Annotated in this window: 20 protein-coding genes; 10 read left to right on the top strand and 10 right to left on the bottom strand. The window is 62.9% G+C overall.

The window, feature by feature from the left end:
- The coding region (locus tag HRF45_01335) for a hypothetical protein (protein ID MEP0765173.1) at window positions 1–941 on the bottom strand (941 nt) is incomplete at its 3' end.
- Complete coding sequence (gene dut, locus HRF45_01340) at window positions 938–1,387, bottom strand: dUTP diphosphatase (GenBank protein ID MEP0765174.1); 450 nt, start codon at window positions 1,385–1,387, stop codon at window positions 938–940. The genes dut and HRF45_01335, both read right to left, overlap by 4 nt.
- 132 nt (window positions 1,388–1,519) lie before the next feature.
- On the opposite strand from dut, the gene HRF45_01345 reads away from it, so the two are divergent.
- From HRF45_01345 to HRF45_01365, 5 genes are all read left to right on the top strand, one after another.
- A complete protein-coding gene (locus HRF45_01345) occupies window positions 1,520–3,097 on the top strand; it encodes a PD40 domain-containing protein (protein ID MEP0765175.1) in 1,578 nt (525 codons plus the stop codon).
- Window positions 3,098–3,196: 99 nt separating this feature from the next.
- Window positions 3,197–4,477, top strand: coding sequence for an insulinase family protein (locus HRF45_01350; protein MEP0765176.1), 1,281 nt, complete (start codon window positions 3,197–3,199; stop codon window positions 4,475–4,477).
- Window positions 4,447–5,817, top strand: coding sequence for an insulinase family protein (locus HRF45_01355; GenBank protein MEP0765177.1), 1,371 nt, complete (start codon window positions 4,447–4,449; stop codon window positions 5,815–5,817). Before HRF45_01350 ends, HRF45_01355 begins: the two co-directional genes overlap by 31 nt.
- 53 nt (window positions 5,818–5,870) lie before the next feature.
- Window positions 5,871–6,845 carry a hypothetical protein gene (locus HRF45_01360; protein ID MEP0765178.1) on the top strand — a complete coding sequence of 325 codons (975 nt, stop codon included), beginning with the start codon at window positions 5,871–5,873 and terminating at the stop codon, window positions 6,843–6,845.
- A 9-nt stretch (window positions 6,846–6,854) separates the two neighbouring features.
- A complete protein-coding gene (locus tag HRF45_01365) occupies window positions 6,855–7,841 on the top strand; it encodes a hypothetical protein (protein ID MEP0765179.1) in 987 nt (328 codons plus the stop codon).
- Between the two features lie 4 nt (window positions 7,842–7,845).
- Here HRF45_01365 and HRF45_01370 read toward each other — a convergent pair whose 3' ends face one another.
- The 5 genes from HRF45_01370 to HRF45_01390 all read right to left on the bottom strand — a co-directional run bounded on the left by HRF45_01370 (window position 7,846) and on the right by HRF45_01390 (window position 16,517).
- Window positions 7,846–10,452, bottom strand: a complete 2,607-nt coding sequence (locus HRF45_01370) for a hypothetical protein (GenBank protein ID MEP0765180.1) — start codon at window positions 10,450–10,452, stop codon at window positions 7,846–7,848.
- 3 nt (window positions 10,453–10,455) lie between these two features.
- Window positions 10,456–11,484 carry an electron transfer flavoprotein subunit alpha gene (locus tag HRF45_01375; protein ID MEP0765181.1) on the bottom strand — a complete coding sequence of 343 codons (1,029 nt, stop codon included), beginning with the start codon at window positions 11,482–11,484 and terminating at the stop codon, window positions 10,456–10,458.
- Window positions 11,485–11,537: 53 nt separating this feature from the next.
- Entirely contained in the window at window positions 11,538–12,347 is an 810-nt protein-coding gene (locus HRF45_01380) for an electron transfer flavoprotein subunit beta (protein MEP0765182.1), read from the bottom strand.
- Between the two features lie 39 nt (window positions 12,348–12,386).
- Window positions 12,387–14,129, bottom strand: coding sequence for a 4Fe-4S binding protein (locus tag HRF45_01385; protein MEP0765183.1), 1,743 nt, complete (start codon window positions 14,127–14,129; stop codon window positions 12,387–12,389).
- Window positions 14,130–14,282: 153 nt separating this feature from the next.
- On the bottom strand, window positions 14,283–16,517 hold the full coding sequence (locus HRF45_01390) for an acyl-CoA/acyl-ACP dehydrogenase (GenBank protein ID MEP0765184.1): 2,235 nt from the start codon (window positions 16,515–16,517) through the stop codon (window positions 14,283–14,285).
- A gap of 180 nt (window positions 16,518–16,697) precedes the next feature.
- Between HRF45_01390 and HRF45_01395 the strand changes: the two genes are divergently transcribed.
- From HRF45_01395 to HRF45_01415, 5 genes are all read left to right on the top strand, one after another.
- On the top strand, window positions 16,698–18,590 hold the full coding sequence (locus HRF45_01395; GenBank protein ID MEP0765185.1) for a DUF2207 domain-containing protein: 1,893 nt from the start codon (window positions 16,698–16,700) through the stop codon (window positions 18,588–18,590).
- A gap of 45 nt (window positions 18,591–18,635) precedes the next feature.
- Complete coding sequence (locus HRF45_01400) at window positions 18,636–19,196, top strand: LemA family protein (GenBank protein ID MEP0765186.1); 561 nt, start codon at window positions 18,636–18,638, stop codon at window positions 19,194–19,196.
- 178 nt (window positions 19,197–19,374) lie between these two features.
- Window positions 19,375–21,129 (top strand): DUF4091 domain-containing protein, encoded by a 1,755-nt coding sequence (locus tag HRF45_01405; GenBank protein ID MEP0765187.1) that lies wholly within the window; start codon window positions 19,375–19,377, stop codon window positions 21,127–21,129.
- Window positions 21,130–21,313: 184 nt separating this feature from the next.
- Window positions 21,314–21,793 (top strand): peptide-methionine (S)-S-oxide reductase MsrA, encoded by a 480-nt coding sequence (gene msrA / locus HRF45_01410; GenBank protein MEP0765188.1) that lies wholly within the window; start codon window positions 21,314–21,316, stop codon window positions 21,791–21,793.
- Window positions 21,794–21,831: 38 nt separating this feature from the next.
- The gene (locus HRF45_01415) at window positions 21,832–22,065 is read left to right on the top strand and encodes a DUF4236 domain-containing protein (GenBank protein MEP0765189.1); all 234 of its coding nucleotides are present in this window, start codon (window positions 21,832–21,834) and stop codon (window positions 22,063–22,065) included.
- Here the strand turns inward: HRF45_01415 and HRF45_01420 are convergent.
- The 3 genes from HRF45_01420 to HRF45_01430 are packed head-to-tail and all read right to left on the bottom strand — an operon-like array spanning window position 22,058 to window position 23,573.
- Window positions 22,058–22,747, bottom strand: a complete 690-nt coding sequence (locus HRF45_01420) for a sulfite exporter TauE/SafE family protein (GenBank protein ID MEP0765190.1) — start codon at window positions 22,745–22,747, stop codon at window positions 22,058–22,060. The genes HRF45_01415 and HRF45_01420 overlap by 8 nt on opposite strands.
- On the bottom strand, window positions 22,747–23,232 hold the full coding sequence (locus tag HRF45_01425) for a hypothetical protein (protein ID MEP0765191.1): 486 nt from the start codon (window positions 23,230–23,232) through the stop codon (window positions 22,747–22,749). Before HRF45_01425 ends, HRF45_01420 begins: the two co-directional genes overlap by 1 nt.
- Window positions 23,232–23,573, bottom strand: a complete 342-nt coding sequence (locus HRF45_01430) for a zinc-binding protein (GenBank protein ID MEP0765192.1) — start codon at window positions 23,571–23,573, stop codon at window positions 23,232–23,234. Before HRF45_01430 ends, HRF45_01425 begins: the two co-directional genes overlap by 1 nt.
- Window positions 23,574–23,583: the final 10 nt, after the last annotated feature.

Here is a 23,583-nt window from a genome sequence, read left to right on the forward strand (position 1 = left end):
CCTCGCTTCAGCCTCCACCTCCGGTGCAGAGCGTGCCGCCACGGCCGCTCGAGCACCGTCATCAGATCGGCCTCATTCGGGTTGGCCGGAAGCTGCAGGGCATTCCGTCGGACATCCGCGGTCAAAAGCGTTTCGGTCTGACCGTTCACGGGGCCGAGGACGATGACTCGAGCGGACACCGTATCTCCGTCCGACTGGAAGACTGCCACGGCTGCCTGCACAGCCAGTGCGGCAACCGAGGCCCGCGTGAGGGGCGGTTCGGCACGAAGGGTGAGCGTGGTCTCCGCCGTACGCGGGTCGAAGCTGAGGCCGACCACTCGTGAGGCGACTGCCGCCGCCGTCGCCCCGATGCGCCGCAACACCTCGACCTCCCGAGCCGTCTGCTGTGCCACGGGAGGACCCTGGTACTCGAGGCGTCGCTGCACGAAATCGGGGTCGGGTTCGGGGGGGGCTTCTGCCATTCGGCGCCCTGCGATGAAACCGGCAACAGCAACCGTCGCGGCGACCAATAGGAACAGGCCCCAGACCCACGGCCCGAGGCGTCCACCGGCCTCAGCAGGCGCGCTCGTTGGTGCAACAATAGGTCGCTCCGCCAAGTGCTGCAATCGGGCCTTGGCCTGCGAATTTGCCGGATCGATCTCCAGGGTCGAAAGGAACCACTGCCGGGCGTCCTCTTCTTTCCCTTGGTCGAGCAGGATGTCTCCCATGAGCGCATTGGCAGTGGCGTGGTTCGGGTAGCGGCGTAGGATTTCCAGGCAGACTTTCTCGGCCTGCTTCGCATCGCCTCGCATCCGCATCAGGTTGGCCCGGGCGAGCAGCGGATAGACCTCCCTGTCTGCGCCTTCGACGGCCTCGAAGCTGTCATCGAGCGGTGCGCCGCACTCTGGGCAGTGCTTTCTGTCGGGTCCCACCTCGGCCATGCACTTGTCGCAGATCCTCATAATGCCTCTCTCCCGGTATGACCGAAGCCGCCGCTCCCGCGTTCCGTCTCGGGAAGCTCGCTCACCACTCTGAGATCTGCCCGGCACACTGGCGCGATTACCATCTGCGCAATGCGCTCGCCCGGCTGCACGGTGTATGGCTCCGCGCCCCAGTTGATCAGGATCACTTGGATGACCCCGCGATAATCGGCGTCCACGGTACCTGGGGAGTTCACCAGGCCGATGCCGTGCTTGTCGGCGAGGCCGCTCCGAGGTCGCACTTGAGCCTCATACCCTTCCGGGAGGGCGATGCGTACGCCCGTCGAGATGCGTGCCCGCTCACCCGGTGCGAGTGTTACCGGCTCGTCACAGTATGCGTGCAAGTCCATCCCGGCGCATCCGCTGGTCGCATACGCAGGCAATCGCGCTCCCGGCTTGAGGCTCACTTCGACAGGTACGAATACCAGATCGTCGCTCACAACCTCGCATTGTGTCGCATTCGCCTGTGCCACGGCAGTCCACAGCGAAAGCCTTGGGTTCCCGGGCTCCGATTATGGAATAACGGAAACAGCGGAAGTATCGCGATCAGGAGACGGCTGATGACCACATGTGTGCGACGACTGTGCCTCGGGATCGGCGCTTCGGCCATGGCGACCCTGTTCTCTGGCTGCGGAGCGGGCGGGGGGCTGACCGGTGGGGACGACTGGAGCCAGGACTTCGACAACGGCTTCTCTGGTAGAGGACGGGGCGTTCAGGTCTTCCCCATTCCGTCCACGGGCCCGGCGGTGTTCATCTCAGCCGCTGGAGGAGACGTGACCTCGTTGGCCTTCACGCCTACACCGACCCTGTTCCGCAACTCGAAGATCGCGTACGCTTCGAGCCGGGCGGGCAACTACGACATCTACGTCATGGACTATGACGGCACGAACGTGAGACAGCTCACATCTCACCCGGCAGCCGATCGAAACCCCAGTATCACCGCAGACGGTACCAAGGTGTTCTTCGAATCGGATCGCACCGGCACGCCGCAGATATGGGTAATCAATACGGACGGCACCGGGGAACGGCAGCTCACGTTCACCGCTGCTTCTGAGACGCAGCCGCACGTGTCGCGCGACGGCAGCATGGTCGCGTTCGTGAGCAACCGCTTCGGCAACAGCGAAGTGCTGATGATGGGTCCCGACGGACTCAATCAACGTAGGCTGACCGAGCACTCCGCCGTGGATGAGCAGCCCCAAATCTCGCCAACCGGCTCGCACCTGTGCTGGGTGAGCACACGCGCCGACGGACGCCGCCACATCTTCCGCATGGACCTGACCACCGGGAGCATCAACCAAGTGACGAGCGGCGGAGGTTCCGAGGTGGATCCGCGCTGGTCGCCCGACGGCCAGGTGATCGCGTTCGTGAGCGCATCCGGCTGGGTCTACACCATCAAGCCGGATGGGACAGGGGTAACACCCGTTCTGACCGGCCTTCCCGTGCGCTCTCAGCCCGACTTCTCGCCGGACGGGCAGAAGATCGTGTACACCGTCGATTTGGGAAACAACCTCGACATTTTCGTTGCCAACCGCGACGGCACGGGGACTCCGGTTCGACTTACGAACGAGCCGACGTTCGAGATGGCGCCCTCGGTGTCGGGCTCGGCGATGCCCCGACGCGTGTTCGTGGGGGCGGCGGGCAGTGACATGGGAAGCAATCCCGTGTTCGGGACTTCTGTCGGCGGGTTCATTTGTAGTCTGGCAGGCTCGGTCGTCGGCGACGTGATTTCAATTGACGGTAGCCAGCGCTCGGCCCTGTACATAGACCCCTTGTTCCTCGGGAACGATGCGGGGTTGGTGGGAGCGCAGGTCACCGGCACTACCATTACGAGCATGTTGCAGGACAACGGAAGGCTGATGTCGCCCACTCGCATCATCGGAACAGGCGGCATCTATCCCGCCACTTCGGATGCAGTGCAGTTGTTCTTCAACCCGACGACAGGCAGATTGATGAGCGTTGTGCCTATCGGTCGCAGCCGAGCCGAAGGGCCCGGGGGCGTGTTCGAGGACGGACGGTTCGTCATCCGGGGAGCGGTCCGAGCGGCGATCGATATGGAGCGTAAGGTTAACGTCGCGCCGGACGGAGCAACCGAAGTTTCGATAGACCCTGCCACCGGGCGCATCATGTCAGTGCAGTAGTCCTCCTATTCCGCTTCACGCGCACTGCGGCCCGTCCGAGACGGACGGGCCGCGATGCTTTGTCGGGTCAGCCGCAGTCGAAGGTAGAATCTGCCGACCATGCTGCCGCTCCTTCTGACCCTCGCGCTCTTTCCGTCTGCTGCAAGCCAGTCCTCCACACCGAAAGCCGTTGTCAGCAAGCTGCCATCGGGCGTAATGCTCGTCGTGGAGCGCAATGCCTCGACCCCAACTGTGGCCATCGAAGTCATGGTGCGCGCAGGCTCGGCGCGGGAGACGGCCTCGCAAGCAGGCTGTGCACACCTCCTGGAACACCTGGCCTTTGCCGGAACCCCGAGTCATCCCGGCGATGCGATTGACAAACGCGCGGGGGAACTCGGCTACAGCCTAGAGGCCAACACACAATCGGAGATCGTCCGCTACTTCACTTCCTGCCTCAAGGCGGATTGGCTCGAGGTTTTGGGACTGCTCGCCGACGCTGTGGTGAACTTGGCACCCACGGAAGAAGTGTTTCGCCGGCATCAGCGCGTGGTGTTGCAAGAGCTGATCGGGCGACGCGACAACCCGCTTCTGTTTCTGTCCGAGCACGTGCACGTCCTCGCTTACCCTTCCTCCGGGTACGGACGTGGAGCGGCGGGTTCGCTGGAGGATGTGCGGCGACGCACCCTGGAAGACGTGCGCGAATTCCACAAGAGATGGTACACGACCGGCAACACGGTGGTCGCTATCGTTGGTGACGTGGATCCGGGCGAGGCGGCCAAGCAGGTGGAGGTGTGGTTCGGCGGGCTGCGAAGAGCAGCGGGAGAGCCGTTCGAAGCCCCTCCCCCCCCAGGAGCCAAGGTGGTGGACGAGGTGGGCCCCTACACCAAGGCCGCGGCGGCTTTCGCGTACCCTGCGATCCCTGCGTCGCGTATCGAAGACTCCGCGGCGCTAGACGTCCTTGTAGCTCTGCTACAGGAGCGCGCCGCTACCGGACCGCTAAAGGATTACGCCCTCGCCTTCCAGGCGCAATACCAGACGTTGTCGCACCCGGGATTGGTCGTAGCTTCGCTGTTTTGTGACGAGGAACGGGCCAAGGACGCAACCGCCAAGCTCGCCGAGGAGATCGGGCGTCTTCGTTCCGGCTCGTTCACCGAAACCGAGTTCATTGCCGCGCGAAACCGGGTGCGGGCGCAGGAGCTGTACGCCACCGAGACCAATGCTGGACGGGCGCACGCTCTGGGATACTGGCTGATTGTCGGCGGGGAAGGCATCGCCGAGCGCTACCTTGCCGCACTGAACACTCTCTCGGTTGGAGATGCCCGTCGGGTGGGCGCCGAGGTGTTCGATCCGGCCAAAGAGATCCGTGTCCAGTGGCATCCCCCGAAGGGTGGTGGGCGATGATGCGGTGGGGGACGCTCGTTGTCTTCGCACTCGCGGTTGCCGTCGCAGTCGCGCAGCCCGTGCGCACCGTGCTGCCGAACGGGGCCAAGCTTATCACGTCGCCGGAGCCTGGCGCGCCGTGGGTCATCGCGATGGCCTTTCTGAAGGCTGGCGAGGATACGGACCAGGACAAGCCGGGAACGCGGTGGGTCACCGCGCAGGCGGCCTATCGTCGCCATGCACTGCTCTCTCCCTCCGAGCTGCAGCACATCTCGGCTGCGGTAGGTGGGGGCGTGAAACTGTTCATAGAGAGGGATCACCTGCGCTACGAGGTGTACACCACCGGGAAGTGGCTGGAAAACGCTCTATTCCTCCTCGGCGGTGCAGCCAAGCATGGAGAGCTGACCGCGGACGAGGTGGAGGCTGCCAAGAACGAGGTGAAGACCAGCATAACCGCCCCGATCGGCCCTGCTGCCGAGGCGGTGAACAAGTTGCTGCTCGAGGCCTTCGGAGGGCACCCTTTCGGCACACGGCCGACGCTGGAGCAGGTAGACGCGGTGACGATTCAGGACTGCCGCGACTACTACGCACGGTTCTTTCGGCCCAACCTGCTCACGTTAGTGATTGCCGGGGAAGTTCCAGGAGAAGAGGCTTTGCGTGTTGCCCGGCAGACGCTCGGCGGCTGGACTGCTTCCGGCCCCGAACCTTCGCCTGCGCCGGATATCCTGCCCCCCGAGGAACCATTCGAGCTAGTGCGGACCGCGAGCACGACCTCGGCCTACCTGGCTGCCGGCTTCGTGGGACCTCCGCCAGCGTCCAAAGACTTCCCTGCTTTCGCCCTGGTGGCCGCGGCTCTGGGAAAAGGAGAAACTTCGGTGCTGGCACGGACGATGAGAGGCAGTGGAGCGGCGTATCAAGTTGGAACGGGCCTGGTCCCAACCGTTTCGGGTAGCCTGCTGTTCGCCACGGTGCAGTTCTCCCCGTTCGAGGTTGACCCGACCACGCACCGTCCCGAAGTGGTTCTCACCAAGACACGCGAGCTTGCGAAAGACGCGCTTACCTCCTTGGCCAAGGACGGTCTGGGCGCTGCCGAGCTCGCTTCGGTAAAGCGACGACTGCTCGTGGACTACCAGCTCGCCGATCCGCCTAGAGCTATGCCTGCACCGTTCGTTCAGGGCCACCAGCGGCTACGCGACCGAGCCTTCTGGCTTGGCTGGTGGGAGATGGTAGGATGCGGATACGAGATGGATGTCGGGTTCCCTAAGGCCGTCGAGCAGGTCACCGCAGAGGAGCTGTTGTCCGTGGCGCGTAAGTACTGCTCGAGACCCAGCTCGGTGCTGGTTGTGCCGTTGGAGCCGTAGCGGAAGCGCCTGCGAAACGTCCGACGTGTAGACACAGGGAAGGAAGGATGCTGGTGAAGATCATTCGATGGATGGCACTGACCATCGGCCTGCTGGCCGTCCTCTTCGCTACGGGATGCGGAGGTGGCAGCGGCGGTGGTACCGGCCCGACACTAACGGGCCTCGTATTGAGCCTTCAGAGTCCGATCAGCGTGGCCACGGGTTCACGCCTCGCCATCGTGGCCGATGCTGTGTACAGCAACGGAGCCGTAGTGCGGGTGACTCCGAGTTGGGTGAGTGCCGGGGGCGTCGGAGACGTGGACTCGCAGGGAGTCTTCATCGCAGCAGGTCAGGCTGCGTTCGGTACCATCCACGCTACCTTCCAGACCGCGACCGCTAGTATAGCCGTGAACGTGGTAGCCCCGGGAACGTTGTCGGATGCCAGGGTGGAGGCGCCAGACGGAGTGGTGGCCGGCGCGATCGCACTCGGCGCTGAGGTACCGTTCTATCTCACCGCAGTGAGTGGTGGCGGCGAACGCATCTACGTGGGAGCTGATGCCGGAACGTGGTCGGTGAGCGGAGGCGTAGGCACCATCAACGCCAACACGGGGCTGTTCGCTGCGGGGTCGTTGGGTGTTGGTAGTGTTAGTGCATCGGTGGGTGGTACCGCTGCGACGCCGCTGGCGATTCGCGTGGTGCAGACCGTGCGAGTCACCGGCAGCGTCCGCAATGCCAGGACGCTGGCAGGGATACCGAATGTGACGATTGCTTTCTTGTATGCTGACCGCACCGAGTCGGCTCGCTTGACCACAGGCACCGATGGTACGTTCCAGGGCAAGATCCCGACCAGCTCGACGATGCTGTACGTGCCGACGGTATCGTTCGCCTACTTCGACATCTTCCGATATCAGGGAGTAAACTACTGGGTGGGGAAGCCTGCCACTTGCGGGGCGCCGATCGCGACACCCACCGAGGGTCGCAACTACGGTTTTGTTTATCTGTTCTCGACGAACGACCCGCCACCGCCACCCCCCGGCTGTGAGTACTAAGGAGAGACGATGTTCCGACACCTATCGCTGTCACGGATGCGAAGTGTGACTCTTGGTGGCGTATGCGCCGCGATGGCCCTTTCCGCCGGTTGCGGAGGAGGTGGTGGGGGTGGCGGAACTTCCATCCGAGAGATCCTGGTCAGCATCCCTTCCGGCTCCCGGTTGCAAGCTGGTACGCGGTTCGTGCTCGGCGCTACGGCCGTATACACCAATGGGGCTCGAGTGGAGATCTCTCCGACGTGGGAGGCTTCGGGGGGAATTGGCACGATCGGGGCCGATGGTGCGCTGCAAACGTCGGACATGGCTGCTAGTGGAACGGTAGTTGCTACCTACGCCACTCAGACAGCGAGCGTAGATGTGTCGGTCGTGACGCCAGGCGCTCTCTCGGACTTGCGAGTGCAACCTGCCGAGGGAATCGAGACTTCCGCAATCTCGGTTAGCGCTAGGCCACGGTTCTATCTGACAGCCGACGATGGCTCGGGCAGGGTGTACGTCGCACCGGACCCTGGAAGCTGGACTTGCAGCCCGCCCCAGATGGGCTCGTTGGACGGTGACGGTGTACTAACTCCGTCCAGCGACGGACAAGCATCCATCGCTGCTAAGTATGCTGGAATGGATGCCACGCCCGCGTTGATTACCATCGTGGCACCCAAGGTGAATGTCAGGGGAGTAGTCCGTGAGGAGGGTGCGGGCACCGCAGTGCGGGGCGTCGTCGTGGTTTTCTGGAACGCTGCTGAGCTCGAGGTCGGGCGAGCCACGAGCGGGCAGGACGGCAAGTGGAGCGCGGTCATCCCCACTACTGCCACGCACATGTTTCTCGAGTCGGTCCCAAGCGGTTACTACCTCAACTGGAGGTACGGTACGGGCGTGTACGACATCAATTTCGGGCCAGGAACCTGTAAGGCGCCTATTGCGGTGCCGACGCAAGGAAAGGACTACGGCACGATCTACGTTTACCCGACATCCGGCGGTCCGCCACCGCCCCCGACGTGTTAGCACATTAGCTTCTTGCGTGTAGTAGGCGAACGGGGCCCAACAGGCCCGACGGCAAACGCTCATTCGGCTCGTCCAACATACCGGCACGGAGCAATTCATCCCATTCTTCTGCTGTTAGGCCGGGTAGCGGAATCGGGGCCCCGAGCGAGTTTCGCCGTGCTTGCACAGAGTTGAACGCGAGGTTGGTGACTTTCACGGTGACACGATTGCTGCCGATGCGCAGATGCGGGTCGAGACGGAAGCGATGTGGTCGGCACAGAGTGAGACCTTGCGGCACGTCGTTCAGTGTGAGTTCTGCCATGATCTCCACTTCGCCCAAGTCGAGGAAAATAGGTGATGGCGGAAGCACGTCGAAGTGGAGATCGAGCCGATACTCGAGGGTGCCAGAGAAGTCCCTCAGGCCGGCGATCGCTCTCCAATCCTCGAGGTGGTCCATCCGGCGACAAGTGCCATCGGGAAGTGTGAGGACGAACGAGCCAGGCACGCGACACTCCACCAGTGGTGGGTAGGGGTCATCAGCCTCGACTGAGTAGTCGGATAGCAACAGGATGATAGGTTCCGCGGCCGGCAAGCCGAGATGTACTACTAGGTTTCCGTTGTCCACCTGGGGAGCCACTCGCTCGAATCTGCCGGTCCATGCATCAATGCGTGTTAGATGAGGAGGAACGGAGTCTGACACCCTTCCCAAGCCTCCTCTTCCGCTTCGCAAGGACTGGCTTTCCGCTTCGCTCCAAAGGGAGGCGGTTTGCATGGCTGTGTGACGCGGGAAGGTCAGCACGACCTCTTGCTTATCGGAGAGAGAGCGGGCGAAGCGATAGGGCATGGGATAGGTGGGACCACTTACGCGTGGGCCGATGAAAAAGATGTCTCCGCCTGCGAGCCGCCTGTGCTGGTACGCGGCGGGTCCGGGAGAGACCTGGACGGCTGGTGGTAAGTTCAGCCGATCGATGGGTAGCACCAGGGTGCTAAGCGACTCGGGAACAGGTTTATCCGCGTAGGCCGGCACACCGGCAGCGGCGAATCGGTGGATAGCATCAGCCGTCGCGGATGGTAGGTACTCGAGTGTGGGTAGTACGAGGGCCGGATACTCGATCTCCCGCAAGCGTACCCTGCCCTCGTGTGCGACCATGGCACGTACCGCAGCATCGTTCACCCAGTCATAGCAGTAACCTGCAAGGGCCTGTGGCATGTGCAGTGCACTTCGCCTGTCATCCCAAGAGAACATCTCTTCCACCGAGCTCTGGGACGCTCGTCGCCACACATCGTGAATAGGCAGGTACACGGCCACATCCGGCACCGGGACCCCACAACCCATCAGGCAGGATATTCGTGCTAGGTAACGGTTGAACTCGCGCAGTCCGCGTGCCCATGGTAGTGTATGATTCAGGTGGGTAGTGGCGTAGAAGTGCCTGCCGGGCCCGGCGTCTGAGTGCGGCGACGATGCGAATCCGTGGTGGACGACCTGTTGCACGCCATGCGCGAACTGCTGGTCGGCTGTTAGCTTCAGGTCGTCTGGCCGCTCGGCGAACATGCGACGATCCGGCCATCCGTAGGGGCAGGTGAAGGTCTCGCTGGTAACTACCTTACGATCCCACAGGCGTGCGGCGGATGCAGCGAGCCGAGCGTTTGCAAAGGGCAGCAGCATGGTCTCGGTTTCTGGGATGTCCACCGTTCCGTAGGACTCCAGCGGCTCGGTAGGAGAGCCGTGGGTCTGCACGCGAGCGAGAAAGCCATGTGCTCGGCACCACTCCGCGAAGGGCAGATAGAAGTTTTCCATCGCCATCTCGTGCAGCGTCTGCCCGTAGTCGTGGAGGACTTGAGAGATGGCGCCCGGGAATGGCGCCTGCCAGAAGCCGAGAATGAAGGGCATGAGAGGGACGATGTCATACCCCCTCCGCTTCTGGAACTGCTGTGGCAAGGCAGGCGTCCAGTACGGACCTTCCACCTCCCAACTGTCGCAGAACAGCGCACGCACGGGGGCTGCGCCAGCGACCTCCAGCAGCGGCGGGCCCCACGCTGCCAAATGTGCCTCCAGAGCGGCCTTGCAGAAGTGGTCCAGCACCGGCCCCTCCTGTCCTGGTGCAGCCCGTTTCACTTGCTGCCCGGAGTGGCGTGCGAACACTCGCGCGATGACCCAGCCGGCCGGGGCATCACCATCCACCCGCATGACCATTCCCGCGTCTGCAATCGGAGGCGAACCCTGCTTCAGAATGGGTGCCGCAACTGTCGCTACCAAGCGCTGGTCCAACCCGATTGTCTCTTCGCAATCGGCCACATGCACTGTCCATGCGGTCAGATGTTCCGAGATGTGCGGTCCACCGAACGGCCAGCCGCTGCCGCAGGTGATGTCCAATCCGAGGCCCAGCCGTTGGGCCGTCCGCGCGGCGTGCTTCAGCAGTTCCGTCCACTCGGGAGACAGCGGCTTGGGCCCGGGGTCGGCGCCAGGCCAAGCGTATACGAATGCAATCTCGGCGCCTCCATACCCGTGCTCTGCCATGAACGACAACTCTCGCTCGATTTGCTCTGGCGTGATGTCCGCGCCGAACCACCACCAGCGCGTCCACGGCCGGCAGTCGGGCGGCGGGTCGGTTAGAAGATGCGGGAGGTCCACCGCCTAGCGGCTCGCGAGCAGCTCGTTCAGCTTGCGCATCACCTCGAAGGCGTCGGCGACGTACAGCACGTCCGCCTTGCCCTGAGCCCATCCGCAGTTCGGGTCGAGATTGACGGCTCGCCGTTCGGTGATGAAGCGCCAGCCCACCACGTGCGGCTCTTCTCCGTGGCAGCAGGTCGCGAGCCCCTTCGGGTGCCTCGGGGACGAGCCAGTCTGGCCGACTTGGTTGAGGTGCGTGAGCAGAGACAGCACCTGGCCGCCCTCGCCGGTCTGGTCCACCAGAGATTTGCTGCTTCCGAGCGATGCCCCACTCCTCTGCAAGAAGATCCTGATTAGTTCCTCGGCCTCCGTCGCATGCACCTGCCCGTCGGCTTGCTTCTTCGTCCAGCCTGCGCCCGCGACGAAGAGCAGATCGGCGTCTGGGCGAATAGTCTGCTCGCCGAGACTCGCTGCTTCGGTGCCCTGCACCTGGGTGCGGTCCCATGCAGGGTCGGTGGGCACCTCCACGCGCTCCATCTGAACCGTGGCGGGGGGGCCTTGCCATGCGGGGGCGATGCCGGCTTCGAGCAGCATAATCCACGGCCGCTCGCTTCGTGTGAACTCGGCGACGATGCGTTGACGGTAGAACCAGCGCTGCGCCATCGGCTTGCTATCAGCCACCGTAAGAGCGCTGATGCGGGTGTCCATGCGTCCACCGACACGGACGGTGGCTCCGGGGAGTGCCCTAGCCCATCGCGAGGAGGCATGGGCGAGTACGATGTGAGCACCCGCGGCTCGTATCAGGGCTTCGGCGGCGGCTGCATCCGAGGCGTAACGCGGCTGTGTGAATGCGGGGGCCTCGACCGCTAGAAAGCGGATGGCGCCGCAACCACCTATCTGCTGAGCAGCCGACTCCGTACGCCCTCCGAGCAGACCGACGTTAAGAGGCGAGCCGACCTCGGTAGACAGCGAAAGCGCAGCGCTCAGCCCTTCGAGGGCGCTTCTCGTCAGCAGTCCGCTGTTTTCGACCAGAGCGAGGTACAGAATGGACATTTCAGTACATCTCCAAGTGACTCAGTGACATAACGCCAACAGACGTGGGGAGGCTACCCACGCACCCACTCTGCCAGTTCCCGTGCGATGTCTTCTGGTGGGACGTCCTTCACCACCCGCGTATCCCTTCGCTGCTTTGGGGACTCAACCTTGCCGAACGCAACGTCGCCGACGGTGATGGCAACTGGCTTTGAACGCTGCAGCGCGGGCATGACGCCGCGCATGTTCGCCATGCCCACCTGTGGGTTGTTAGGTGGTTCCGGTAGGTTGCCGGTGGCCCAAGCGAGCAGTGCGGGCGGCCCCGCGCAGCGCGAGACTTGGTACTGCCCGCCTTCAATGCGCTCTTTCACCGTGAATGAGCCGTCCGGCAGCGGGTTCAGCTGGTCCACTCCCGCGAACTGGTCATGAATACCGAGGCGCTCGCCCACCATGTGCAACGTCACCCCCGCATCGCGAGAGGCCGAGGCCCACCCGCCGAAGAGCAGTAGTCGGGTGTGGTCCAGTCCCTCTATCTGCTGGATGGCATCCGCGAGTGCGTTGGCCGTTTCGTGTGCGTCGGTGAAGCCGCCCGCCGACCCGTCAAGCGCCACAAGATCGAACGGCGCCTTCTGCGCAACCGACATCATGAGTTGCTGCAGCTTGGCCTTCGGCCCCAGGCTCACCAACCAAACCCGGCTGTCGGGGGTGTCTTTAGCCAGATTCGCAGCTTCGTAGAGGGCGTGCGCCGCCCACGGGTCGAGCACAGCGGGAAGCATGGCCTCGTTCCTTAGTCCCGGGCCGCTAGGGGTTTCGACGGGTTCTAGGGTCTGCAGTGGATCGGGAACCAAGCTGCCGCAAACGACGATGTGATAGCCTACGCTCATCGGGCCAAACTCCTAGGCGCACTGCCAGCCTGCTCTCGGCTAGTTCTCTGCAGAGTGAAGCCCTCCTGCTGCGGCACGCAGCTGGATGTTTCCGCGCGTCCCATCCGGAAGCCGCTGAGGACAGCTCCAGACGCAAGCACCACAGTGCACGCACTTCTCACGGTCGAAGGCAGGTACCCCGTTCTCGCCTGGGGTGAGTGCCTGGCCCGAACAGATTTCCACGCAGAGCTGCACGCCACACTGCTCGCAGAGGTTGGGGTAAAGGAAGGCGACATGGTCGGCGTAACCGGGAGCCCCCTGAACCTTTCCGCCCAGCAGCAGCGCGTCCTGATGCGATACCAACAACTTGCCGTCGTACTCGATCTCCGGCCACCCGGCAAGACGCATCAGCAGGTCGTGGAGCGGCAGGCCGGCAGCTGCGGCCTGTTGTCTGGCTTCCTCGATCTGCGCGGCTGTGAGCCGGCCACGGTAGTATTCTTCGAGGCTCTTGGGGCTCGTGTGCTTCTTGGCGGGCCAGGCCAACCGCCCTGCCGTAAAGCCGGCCAGGCCCATACCGATCAGCCCTCTTAGGAAGCCGCTGGTGAAGCCGTCGCGCGCACGACGAGCGACGCGGCCTTCCCTCTCGACCCAACTTCCGTGCCGCTTGGCGAGGTACGTCTTCTCCAAGTTCTCTCGCGATAGGGGCTTGCCTTCGCGAAGAAGAGATACCACTGCTTCCGCAAGCTGCGACCCGGTGGTCCAAGCTTCGTCCACACCCGACCCCGTGAGCGCATTGGTGCTACCGGAACCTTCGCCGATCCGTGCGAAGCCGTCGCCGACGACGGCAGGCTGCGCGGCGAGGCCGGATTCGTTCAGCGACTTCGCTCCCCAAGAGCGAAGCGTCGCGCCCTGCAGATGTCGCCACAGGTAGGGGTGTCGCATCCAGTGTTGGAGATACCTATACGCGGTGCGCACAGGGCTGTCGAAGAACGATGGGACGAAGATTCCGAGCGAGGCGATGTTCTCGGGATGGACATACAGGAAGCCGAAGATCTCGGGCTCGGGGTAGCCGAAGGTGTGCAGTACCGTACCAGGCTCGAGTGTTGTGTCCTCGGGCAAGTCCACTACGAACTTCATGCCCACTGCCCAGTGTTCGGCCTTCTCGTCGTCCTCGCGAGGGAACCGCCGCGTGAGCTGGCGCCCTACCGCACCCACGGGACCATCGCCCACCACGGTGAGGGCAGCACGCACCTCCATGCCGGGCAGGTACGAGGTGCCGTCTTGCTCCGTCCCTTGGTCCGCTAGGCGTATCCCTACGATCCGCTCGCCCTCTTGCAACGCTTCCGCCACCGGGCTGGAGGGCCAGATTTGGATCGTGCCCATAGCCATGATCTGGGCCGCGACCCACTGGTTGAACTGACCGATGGAGAGAATGAGACCACCGTGTTTGTGCAAGAACGGCGGGGTCCAGGGCAACTCTACGGCACATCGTTTTCTTAGCGGGCGGGTCAGAAGATCGAGCAACTTGGTACCCGCCGAACGCCTACTCGCCCCAATCGGGTCGTGTAGGTACACCAACTTTTCGTGCCAGACCGGATGGGCCATAGGGATCGAAGCGGGTTCGAGGCCCGGCCAGACCTCTCGAATCCCCCGCGCGCGTGTGACGACCCCTGAAACGCCGAAGCCTAGGTCGTCGGCCCTTTCGAAGCAGATCACCTGGAACGGCATACCAGGCAGTACGTTGCTCTGTAGAGAGGGTTCCTCCGAAAGCGCGCGGCTTAAAACCGTCAGGAAGCCTCCCATAGCTGGCCCGAAGCCGACGCAGGCGATGTCCGCCTCGATGGTTTGCCTGGAGCTGGCCGCCCCGCTCTCCAGCACCTCTTCAGTCACTCTCGCACCCGTGCTGTAAGTACTGGGCCGAAGGGATAGCGCGCCTTCGCAGAATGAAGCCGGAGGTCACTGCGGGTAATCCAGCGCTTCGGGGATCATAACGTGGGTCAGTGCCTCCGCCGCACGGTCCTTGGCAAGGCGAGCGCCGGTCAGGCACCCGTCCAGACGCGCTCTCAATCGGGTGAAGGTCTCGAATCCGGTGAATCGCACACACGGTCCGGCCTTGTCGGCGTGCGAACCAGATTCGTCAATCGTGTCGCCCTCCACCAGGGCACTCGCCCCCATGCCGGGTATCAGGCTCTCCAGCGTGATCACGTCGGGAGGCGAATAGCACGACTCCGACTGGCCGTCCCAGGCTGGATGCCGGTTGTAGCCGTAGACGAGTTCGGAGCAGATGCGTCCTACCTCTCCGGCGGCACGCGCAGCCTGTACGTGCACTAGGTCGGTGAAGAACTGCACGTACGCATCGAGTGCATCCTGAGGCATCGCCGAGGCCCCCTGCTCTTCCAGCGCCAGCACATCCGAGATGAGGCACTTGGCCGCGAGCAGCCAGCACAGGGCGTCCGCCATCGGGAAGGCGACCCCTTGCCTTCGGCTGTGGAAGAGCGCCTCGCCATCGGCATCTTTCGCCTCGCGCAGGTGTCGCAGGGTGAAAAGCCACAAGTCGAAGGCCGAAGCGAGTGTGCACGCTCCGGTGCCTGGTCGCCTCCCGGCGACACCTCTAAGTTCCCTGATCCACAGTCGGACCTGCTCCAGGAAAACCTCGTTCACCATCGTGACCGAGAGCTGGCGGCGCTGGACAGCCTCTGGCCCCTCGTAGGTGGCTTCGAGCTGCGCATCCATCCACTTGTGCCCGAGGAAGCCGGGGCAGTCTTCGGTGATGCCGTAACCGCCCATCAGACTCACGGCCTCACGCATCATGTTCGTGCCATGCCCGGTGTTCCACAGCTTGCACGCGGGGCACAGCACCTGTGCGAGCGAGTCCAGAACGACATACTGAACCAACGGGTCGGCCTTCAGTTCGGCATGTCTGGCACCGCGCCGTGCGGGCGGGAGGGCATCCATGCGCAAGAAGTCAATCGCGTCCGGCGTCAACTTCTGGAACTCGCGAAGCTGAGCGCGCCCTCCCTCGATGCCCTTCTCTTTGAAGATGCGGTCCTTCTCCTTCTCCAGTGGGTCGAACTCATCGAAGAGCCGTGCCGCGGCGAACCCGAGCGACGCGCTGGCCTCGCCTGTGGCCCACACATCCACCAGGCGGTGCAGGGCGTCTTCGTTCTGCTGCAGACCTTGCTCGTAACGCGGTGTTCCCGGTGCCGCAGCGGTTCCCCCACGGAATCGACCGCGTTGGTATCGGATCACCGGCTCGATCGCCGAGAGCAGCTTTGCCGAGGTCATCAGGCCGACCGTAACGCGTGTACGGCGGAACACCGCCTCGATGATCTCGGAGTGGGTGAAGTTGGGCACGATTACCCCATTCTGCAGGGTGTAGCCGCCGACGATTCGCGAAGCCGGAACTCGAAGACTGAGCGCCGGATCGCGTGTGGACGAGAGCTGGTGCACCAGTTTCCGGGTCGGCACGCCACGATCGAACGTGCCGGGGTCGTCTTCGTGCAGGATCACGACGAAGCTGCCTTTGAGTCGCTCGTCCGTCGAAGTTACTGCGGCCGTCACGAAGTTGGCGAACGCCATATTGGTGATGAAGCGACCGCGCTTGTCTATCTGCAGGATCGGCTCGCCGCCGTCCGGCCACTCGGCGACGCGCGCCGCCCCTGAAAGGACATTGGTGTCCACACCCACGTAGGGCAGCGGCTCCGTAAGCGCGAAGGCACCACGCCACTGCTCCCGGTCCTCCCCGGGCTGCGGCGGAACGCAGCGCGATAGGTATAGCGCGCGCTGTTCGGGAGTGCCACGCTCGTGGATGGGTGAGAGCGCTAAGTTGCCCGCCAGGCTGCAGGTTGCTGCGCCGGCATCCACCCATGCCAGTTCGAAAGCGATGAGGGCGAGCGCGAGGTTCTTAGGCCCTTCGATGTAGCCGCCGTGCTCGGGGTCCATGAATGCCGTGGTGATACCGGCAGCGTCGAACTCCGCAAGCAGCGAGTGCTTGGCGTCCGTCCACTCGTGAGTGTTGCGTCCGCCTTCGGCCACGACGCGCGCGACCGGTCCCCGCGCCACACCACGTGCGGACTGCACGAGCATCTGCAGGTCGAACCGATCGGCGAATCGCCACATGATCTGACGAACCTCGTCGCCGGGCAGTGCGGGGAGTTTCGTAGCGCAAGGGGCTTGGTCGTGGGTTTCCATTCGAGACCGGTCCTTTCGTACGCACATTTCGCCGCGAGGTCCGCCGGTTCCTTTCGCCAATAGGCCCTTCGCAACGCAGCCGGAACACCAGCGTACTCCCCTAAGGAGCAGATTTTGGCAGGTCTGATAGAGCGGACAGTGAACTCCGACGATGGAAGCAGGTAGAGGGAGGTCCTTGCCGTGAAAGCAACAAGGCAGTGGAGCGACAGGCGAAGCCGCTTGTACCGCGCCGTGTGTGCGGTGCTGCTGCTTGGCACATCCGCGCTCGCGCTCGCCAAGTCATACGATCACCCGCTCATCGAGCAGACCTTTCGCTTGCTGCCGAACGGGGACGCCGAGGTCACCGACATTCGCACGTACCGCTTCAGTGGTTCCTTTTCGTGGGCCGACTTACGACTGAAAACGACCGGGCAGTACGGCTCTTACGGCATCGAGTACCTCGGGGTGAAGGACGCAGATACCGGTGCAGAGCTTCCCTCAGAGCAGTTCTCTGCAGGCGGGGAGCAGGTGTTGAAATGGAGCTACAAGGCGGAGGACGAGGTCAAGCGCTTCGAGTTACGCTACCGCATCACGGGTGCGGTCCAGCGTTACCCTGACGCCGCTCACTTCTACTGGAAGGCCATCGAAGATAAGCATGCACCCATCGAGACGGTGCGCATACGGATCGTGCCGCCCAAGCCGAGCCCAACGTTGTTCAAGGTGTTTGTCCACAGCCTCGCCGCCCCCGGCAGACTCACCTTCGCCGACGATTTCAGTCAAGCCGACGTCGAGCAGTCGGACATACCCGAGGCCAGCTTCGTAGAGTTGCGTGTGTTACTCGACCCGGCCATCTTCGTGAACGCCGAGGTGTCGTCCGGCCAGACGTACGAGTCGCTGCTCGAAGATGAGCGCCGGAACTTCGAGCAGGTGAGCAAGGACTACGCTGCGATGCGGCTCAAGGAGAGGTTAGACAAAGGCCTCTGGGTGCTCGCAGGGCTGCTGTTCGTGGCTCAGATGGGTGCGCTGGCGTGGGCGTATCGGGAGCATGGCCGCGAGCCGAGGATCGCCTACGACGCCGTCTATGAGCGCGAGCCCCCGCGCGAGATTCCGCCTGCCGTGGTGCCCGCGATCTTGCCCCAAGTGGGCTACGACAAGTCGGCGATGGGCAACGCGTTTGCTGCTACGCTCCTCGAAGCGGCGAGGCTGGGCTATCTGGAGATCCGAGAGGTCGAAGACTCGGGGTTTCTGGGCCTGGGTCTCTTCAAGGGTACGGACCTGGTGTACTCGTTGACCGACAAAGGGAGAGCGCTGCTTGCGGGGCGGCCCGTGGACCTGAAGCGCAAGGAACGTCCGCTCCAGCCATTCGAGGTGGATGTCCTTCGTGTCGCATTCGTGGAAGCCGGCTCGGGCGATGCGGTAACCAGCGACATGATCGAGAAGTGGGGCAAGGAGATGGTGGGGCAGAAGAGCCGGTTCCTCATCTTCATCGAAAGTTGGGGACCGGAGCTGCGAATGTGGTTCGAGAACAACTTCTTTCAGCTTGACGACCAGGTTAGCGCCCGGTGGAAGACGCTGCTCTCGGTAACGAGCGTGCTAGTGGCCGTGCCACTCTTGTTTACCACCCCGCCATTCGGCTGGTTCGCCGGGGCTGGTGCCGTCCTGTTGTGCGTCATCATAGCGCAAGCGTCTATTGGCAGACGCACTCCTGAGGCGGCACTCGAGTATCGCCGGTGGCAAGCGTTTAAGAGGATGATGACCGATTTCACTGCCCTAAAGAGCGCAGGGCCAGAATACTTGCCGCTTTGGGAGTTGTATCTCGTGTACGCCACCGCCCTAGGTGTGGCGGACAAATTGCTCGACAACCTCAAGATGGTAGCAAAGGAGTACCACCAAGACCTGCCTGCCGCCGTGTGGTTCCATAGTAGAAGCGGTGTGCCGGGTTCCATGAACCTCGCATCGCTGAACAAACTATCCTCGTCCATGTCGAACTTCAACAGCATGGCGAAAGCTCTATCGAGCAGCACGTCGTCAGGAGGGGGGTTCAGCGGAGGCGGCGGAGGCGGTGGCGGTGGCGGTAGTAGTAGTGCGGGTTAGCCTGGTCGGTCGGGCTTCGGACAGAAGGAAGGAGATAGCAGGAACATGGTTTGGGTGTTAGTGATCCTGATTCTGGCAGTGCTGGTTGTAGCGGGTTGGCTCATCGGCTCATACAACCGCTTGGTCACGCAGCGCAACCGCTGCCACAACTCGATGGCGCAGATTGACGTGCAACTGAAGCGACGTCACGACCTGATCCCCAATCTGGTGGAGACGGTGAAGGGCTATGCTGCGCACGAGAAAGAGGCGTTCGAGAAGGTGAGCGAGTATCGCGCGAAGGCCATGTCGGCGAGCACGGTCAGCGAGAAATCGCAGACGGAGAACATGTTGACACAGGCGCTGCGCTCCGTGTTCGCCGTCGCGGAAGCTTATCCCGAGCTGAAGGCGAATCAGAACTTTCTGCAGTTGCAGGACGAGCTGAGCGACACGGAGAGCAAGATCGGCTACGCGCGCCAGATCTATAACGACAGCGTTATGTTGTACGAGAACGCGCGCCAGACGTTTCCGACCGTGCTGCTCGCGCAGATGTTCGGCTTCGGCAAGGAGGAGTACTTCGAGTTGGATGCCACGCCCGAGCAGCGCGAGGCACCGCAGGTGCGGTTCTAGGGCGCACACGCGGGTAGTGCAGTTAGTTGACATGCACCGGTCCAGAGCTAGAGGTCCGTCACGCTGGAGCCCGTCGAAGCATGACTGCGCTCGCCGCGGGCGTAGTACCTGAACACAGCGGCATGCGACTACCCAGAACATGCTTCGACGGGCTCAGCATGACGGATATGGAGACGGCATGACGGGCCTGGAGACAGCGTCACGGATCGAGAGAAAGTGGGAGAACATGAGAGGCTTGGTAGGACTAGCGATAGGTGTCTCGCTCGTAACCAGTGCTGGCGCGCAGGTGGTGGCGCCAGCCAAGAGCGGCAGCTGCAAGCCCCCGGAGGTGATCAAGGTGCAGACGTGGCAAGTGGACCCGTTGGTCAAAGTGTTCCCTGACAGCCGACCCGATGTGCAGCCAGCCCTCACCTGCGAGGTGGCAAAGGGAGAGACGGCCACGTGGCAGATTGCGCTGCGCTGTGACCTGCCGGCAGAGGCCCTCGATGCTGACGTCAGCGCTTTCGCGCTCCGCGGCGGTGATGCGCACCTGGCGGGTGCGCGTGTGCGCTTCGTCGGCTATGTGCCGGTGGACCGGGGTCTCCCGGCACCGCCGGCAGACAGGCTTCGGGTTCCCCCATGCCTATACCCCGACCCACTGCTCGAAGCTGCACCCGATATCGAGGCCGGTACGACCTACGCCGTGTGGATCAGCTTACCTGTCTCGATGGATGCAAAGGCCGGTGAGTACGTAGCGAGCCTGACTCTTTCGGGGCAGTGCAACGGAAGAGCCGTAAGCGGCAAGCATGAGCTACGCCTCCGGGTCTATGATGTCGCAGTTGGCAAGTCGCGTCTTTGGGTTACGAACTGGTTCTGGAACAACTCACGACACATGCAGATAAGCGCCGAGGTAGACACCCCACAGTATTGGGCACTGCTCGCGAGATATGCACTCAACATGGCAGAGCATCGCCAGAACGTGGCCATCGTCCCTGTGCTGGCGCTGACGGATTTCCGCCCGAAGGAAGGCGGCGGATGGAGCATGGACTTCTCGCGCTTCAATCGCTGGGTGCACACTTTCGTCAGAGCGGGGGTCATTGGAAGGATCGAGGGTGGTCACATCGGGGGGCGCGAGGGAGACTGGGAGTCGCAGTTCCTGGCGCAGGTTCCGACCGTGGTGGATGGCGCGGTGCGCATGGCGAACCTGCCCGCTGATAGCCCCGAGGCAGACGCATTCTACGCGCAGTTCTTCCCTGCCCTGTTAGAGAACCTGCAGGCCAATGGGTGGCTGGACATTTATATGCAACACCTGGCGGACGAGCCGATCGCCTCCAACATCGGCAGCTACAGAGCCCTCGCTGCTCTGGTTAGGAAGTATGCGCCGGGAGTGCCGATCGTCGAGGCGTGTCACACGAAAGACCTCGTTGGTTCGGTGGACGTGTGGGTCCCGCAGCTCAATTACCTGCACCAAGACTTCGAGCACTACCAGCAGCGTCAGGCCGAGGGTGAGGAGGTGTGGCATTATACGTGCATCTATCCGATGGGTGAGTATGCGAACCGCTTCATCGAACACCCCTTGATCAAGACCCGACTGCTGCACTGGATCAACTACCGCTATGGGATCACTGGGTACTTGCACTGGGGATACAACCATTGGGGCGAGGCCAATCCCTACGAGCATTTGACCGGGCCGTTCGACAGCCATGGGTACCTGCCGGCGGGAGATGCGTGGATCGTGTATCCCGGCAAGGACGGACCCGTCGACTCAATCCGTTGGGAGACGATGCGCGACGGCATTGCGGACTACGAGCTGCTATGTATGCTAGCGGAGCGCGATCCGGAGGCGGCGAATCGCCTCGCAGGAAGGCACATCCTGGCCTTCGACCGGTATGAGATTGACGTCACGGTCTTTCGGCAGACGCGGCGAGAGCTGTTGGAGCGGCTCTCGCGCTAAGCGACGGACCAGTTCGCCTCCGGACGGAGTTCCGGCGTCTCGCCGGTCACTACGCCTGCAGCCGCGACTGCGGTCTTACGGAACTGCGCCGGAGCCCGGATGCGGCGCCGGGAGATGTAGACTAGCGCGTTGGGAACCATTTTGGCGCGGCACCGCTATACCCCTATCAGGGGGTGAGACAGAGATGAGAAGCCAAGTCGCGACGTTCGCTGCCGGTTGTTTCTGGGGGGTCGAGGAGGCGTTCCGGCGAGTGCAGGGAGTGCTGGACACCGAGGTGGGCTACACCGGCGGTACTGTCGCGAACCCGACCTATCACGAGGTGTGCTCCGGTCGCACGGGCCACGCCGAGGCGGTTCGCGTCACGTTCGACCCGTCCGTGGTGTCGTACTCGGAGCTGCTGGACCTGTTCTGGGGCATCCACGATCCGACCACACCTAACCGCCAAGGCCCTGACATCGGCTCGCAATACCGATCGGCTATCTTCTTCCATTCGCCTGAGCAGGAGCAAGAGGCCAGGGCGTCGCTGCAATCGCAGGAGGCCTCCGGCCGGTTCGGCAGGCCCATCGTGACGCAGATCGAGCCAGCACAGGAATTCTATCGCGCCGAGGATTACCATCAGCAGTACTTGGCGAAGCGTGGCTTGGGCAGTTGTCACGTGCGCTGAACGAACCTGTGATATAGTGTGTGGGGAGGTAACACCCGATGGGCTTTCGGTTTCAGCGTCGAATTCGCCTCGGCAAGGGCTTGTGGGCCAATCTCAGTAAGGGCGGCGTCGGCTTTAGCGTCGGTCGCCGCGGGCTCAGGTTCAGTATCAACCCGAGGGGTAAGAAACAGGTATCGGTCGGTGCACCGGGAACCGGTATGTCCTATCGCACGGGATGCATCTTGCCCACGGCCCTGCTACTGCTTGCGCTCGCCTCGTTCTTGGTCAGATGATCCGCCAAATGTGCACCAGGCAGTAGTAGATTCCCACGAGCACGAAAACTGCCCCCGTCAGCCTTCTCGCCACCGACTCGAAGCGTGTGATGGCGCGGTGGGCTCGAGAGACGGCTTGGACTCCCATCGCGAGTAGCAGTGCGCACACGAGTACCGGCAGGCCGGTCGCCACGCCGTACACCGCAGGGACCAACACCTTCGACTTCGCATGCACTGCCACTGGCAGCAGACTTCCGAAAAACAGTGCAGCAGAGGCGGGACAAAAGGAGAGCGCGAACAACACTCCCAAGAACAACGCTCCAGCAAATCCCATCTGCTCTGTCCGACGACCGAGTCCTTCGCTTACCGAAACGGCAGGTGTCTTCGGTGATAGTATGCCGAGCAGTATCATTCCCACCAGGATCAGCAGGGGACCCAGCAGTTGATTCATGTGCTTCTGCAGCAGATTGGACAAGTGTGGAGCAGAGAGCAAGCCGGACACGAGCAATACCCCTAGCACCGTGTAGGCGAGAGTGCGTCCGAGTGTGTACAGCCCCCCCGTAGCAAGCGCCGCCATCGTGCCGCTCGCCTTCCGCGACACGAACGAGAGTGCCGCGATGTTCGTGGCCAAGGGACAGGGACTTACGGCAGTCAATAGGCCCAGCCAGAATGCCGTACCCGTCGCCAGGATCGCTTCCGTCATTACTTCTTGGCGGCAGCCAGCATCACGTCGATCTTTCTGGTCAAATAATCGCGGAACTTCGCGGGATCCGATGTCAGTAGCCACACATCGTCTAGAGACTTCCACTCTGCGCGCTTGCCCTTGACGAACCGGGCTGCAATGAGGCTGCTCGATATGAGTTCATACTCCCTTATGAACGAGTCGTTGCCGGGATCATCCACGTTGATGACCTGATACACCAGGCGCCCACTCTCGAGTTCCTTGGCATACACCTCTTGGACGATCTGGCCAGTCAGGTCCTCGATCTTGAGGCAGGTCGGGCAGCGCTGCGTGCGGTGGAAGTAGTAAAGCATCAGATCGGGAGCTCGGATCTCCGTTTGCTGTGTGGGTCCGGGACTCGACGTACTCTGGGTGCTCTGCGGGTTGCCCCCTCCCAGCCCGAGATAGGCCAGGCTGGCTCCGACGAACAGGAGAAGACCCCACTTCACTAAGCTAGCGGAGAGCATCAGAAGACTCCTTTCAGTATCTGGACAATCGAATCGTACACTCTGTCTACATTCTCGGTGGATACCGGCGTGTTGCCCTTCTCCATACCCATCTCCTGGAGGGCGAAGTGCATCATGCCCGCAGCGCCGACACTCTCCAATGTGCGACGCGCACATTCATGGTCGCACCCATCAATCGCGACAATGGAAGTGGCCGCACGGGCCTTTTCGACCATATCCTCGACCCTGCCACCGATCGCTGCGATACAGCTCATCGTTGCCAGGCGACGACGCGACAACTTGCGAGCCACTTGGTCCGTGATTGCACCGACGTCCGACGCGCCAGAGCATGCGAAGACCATCGGTAGGCCA

This window comes from Fimbriimonadia bacterium (assembly GCA_039961735.1).
Taxonomy (GTDB): Bacteria; Armatimonadota; Fimbriimonadia; order Fimbriimonadales; family JABRVX01; genus JABRVX01.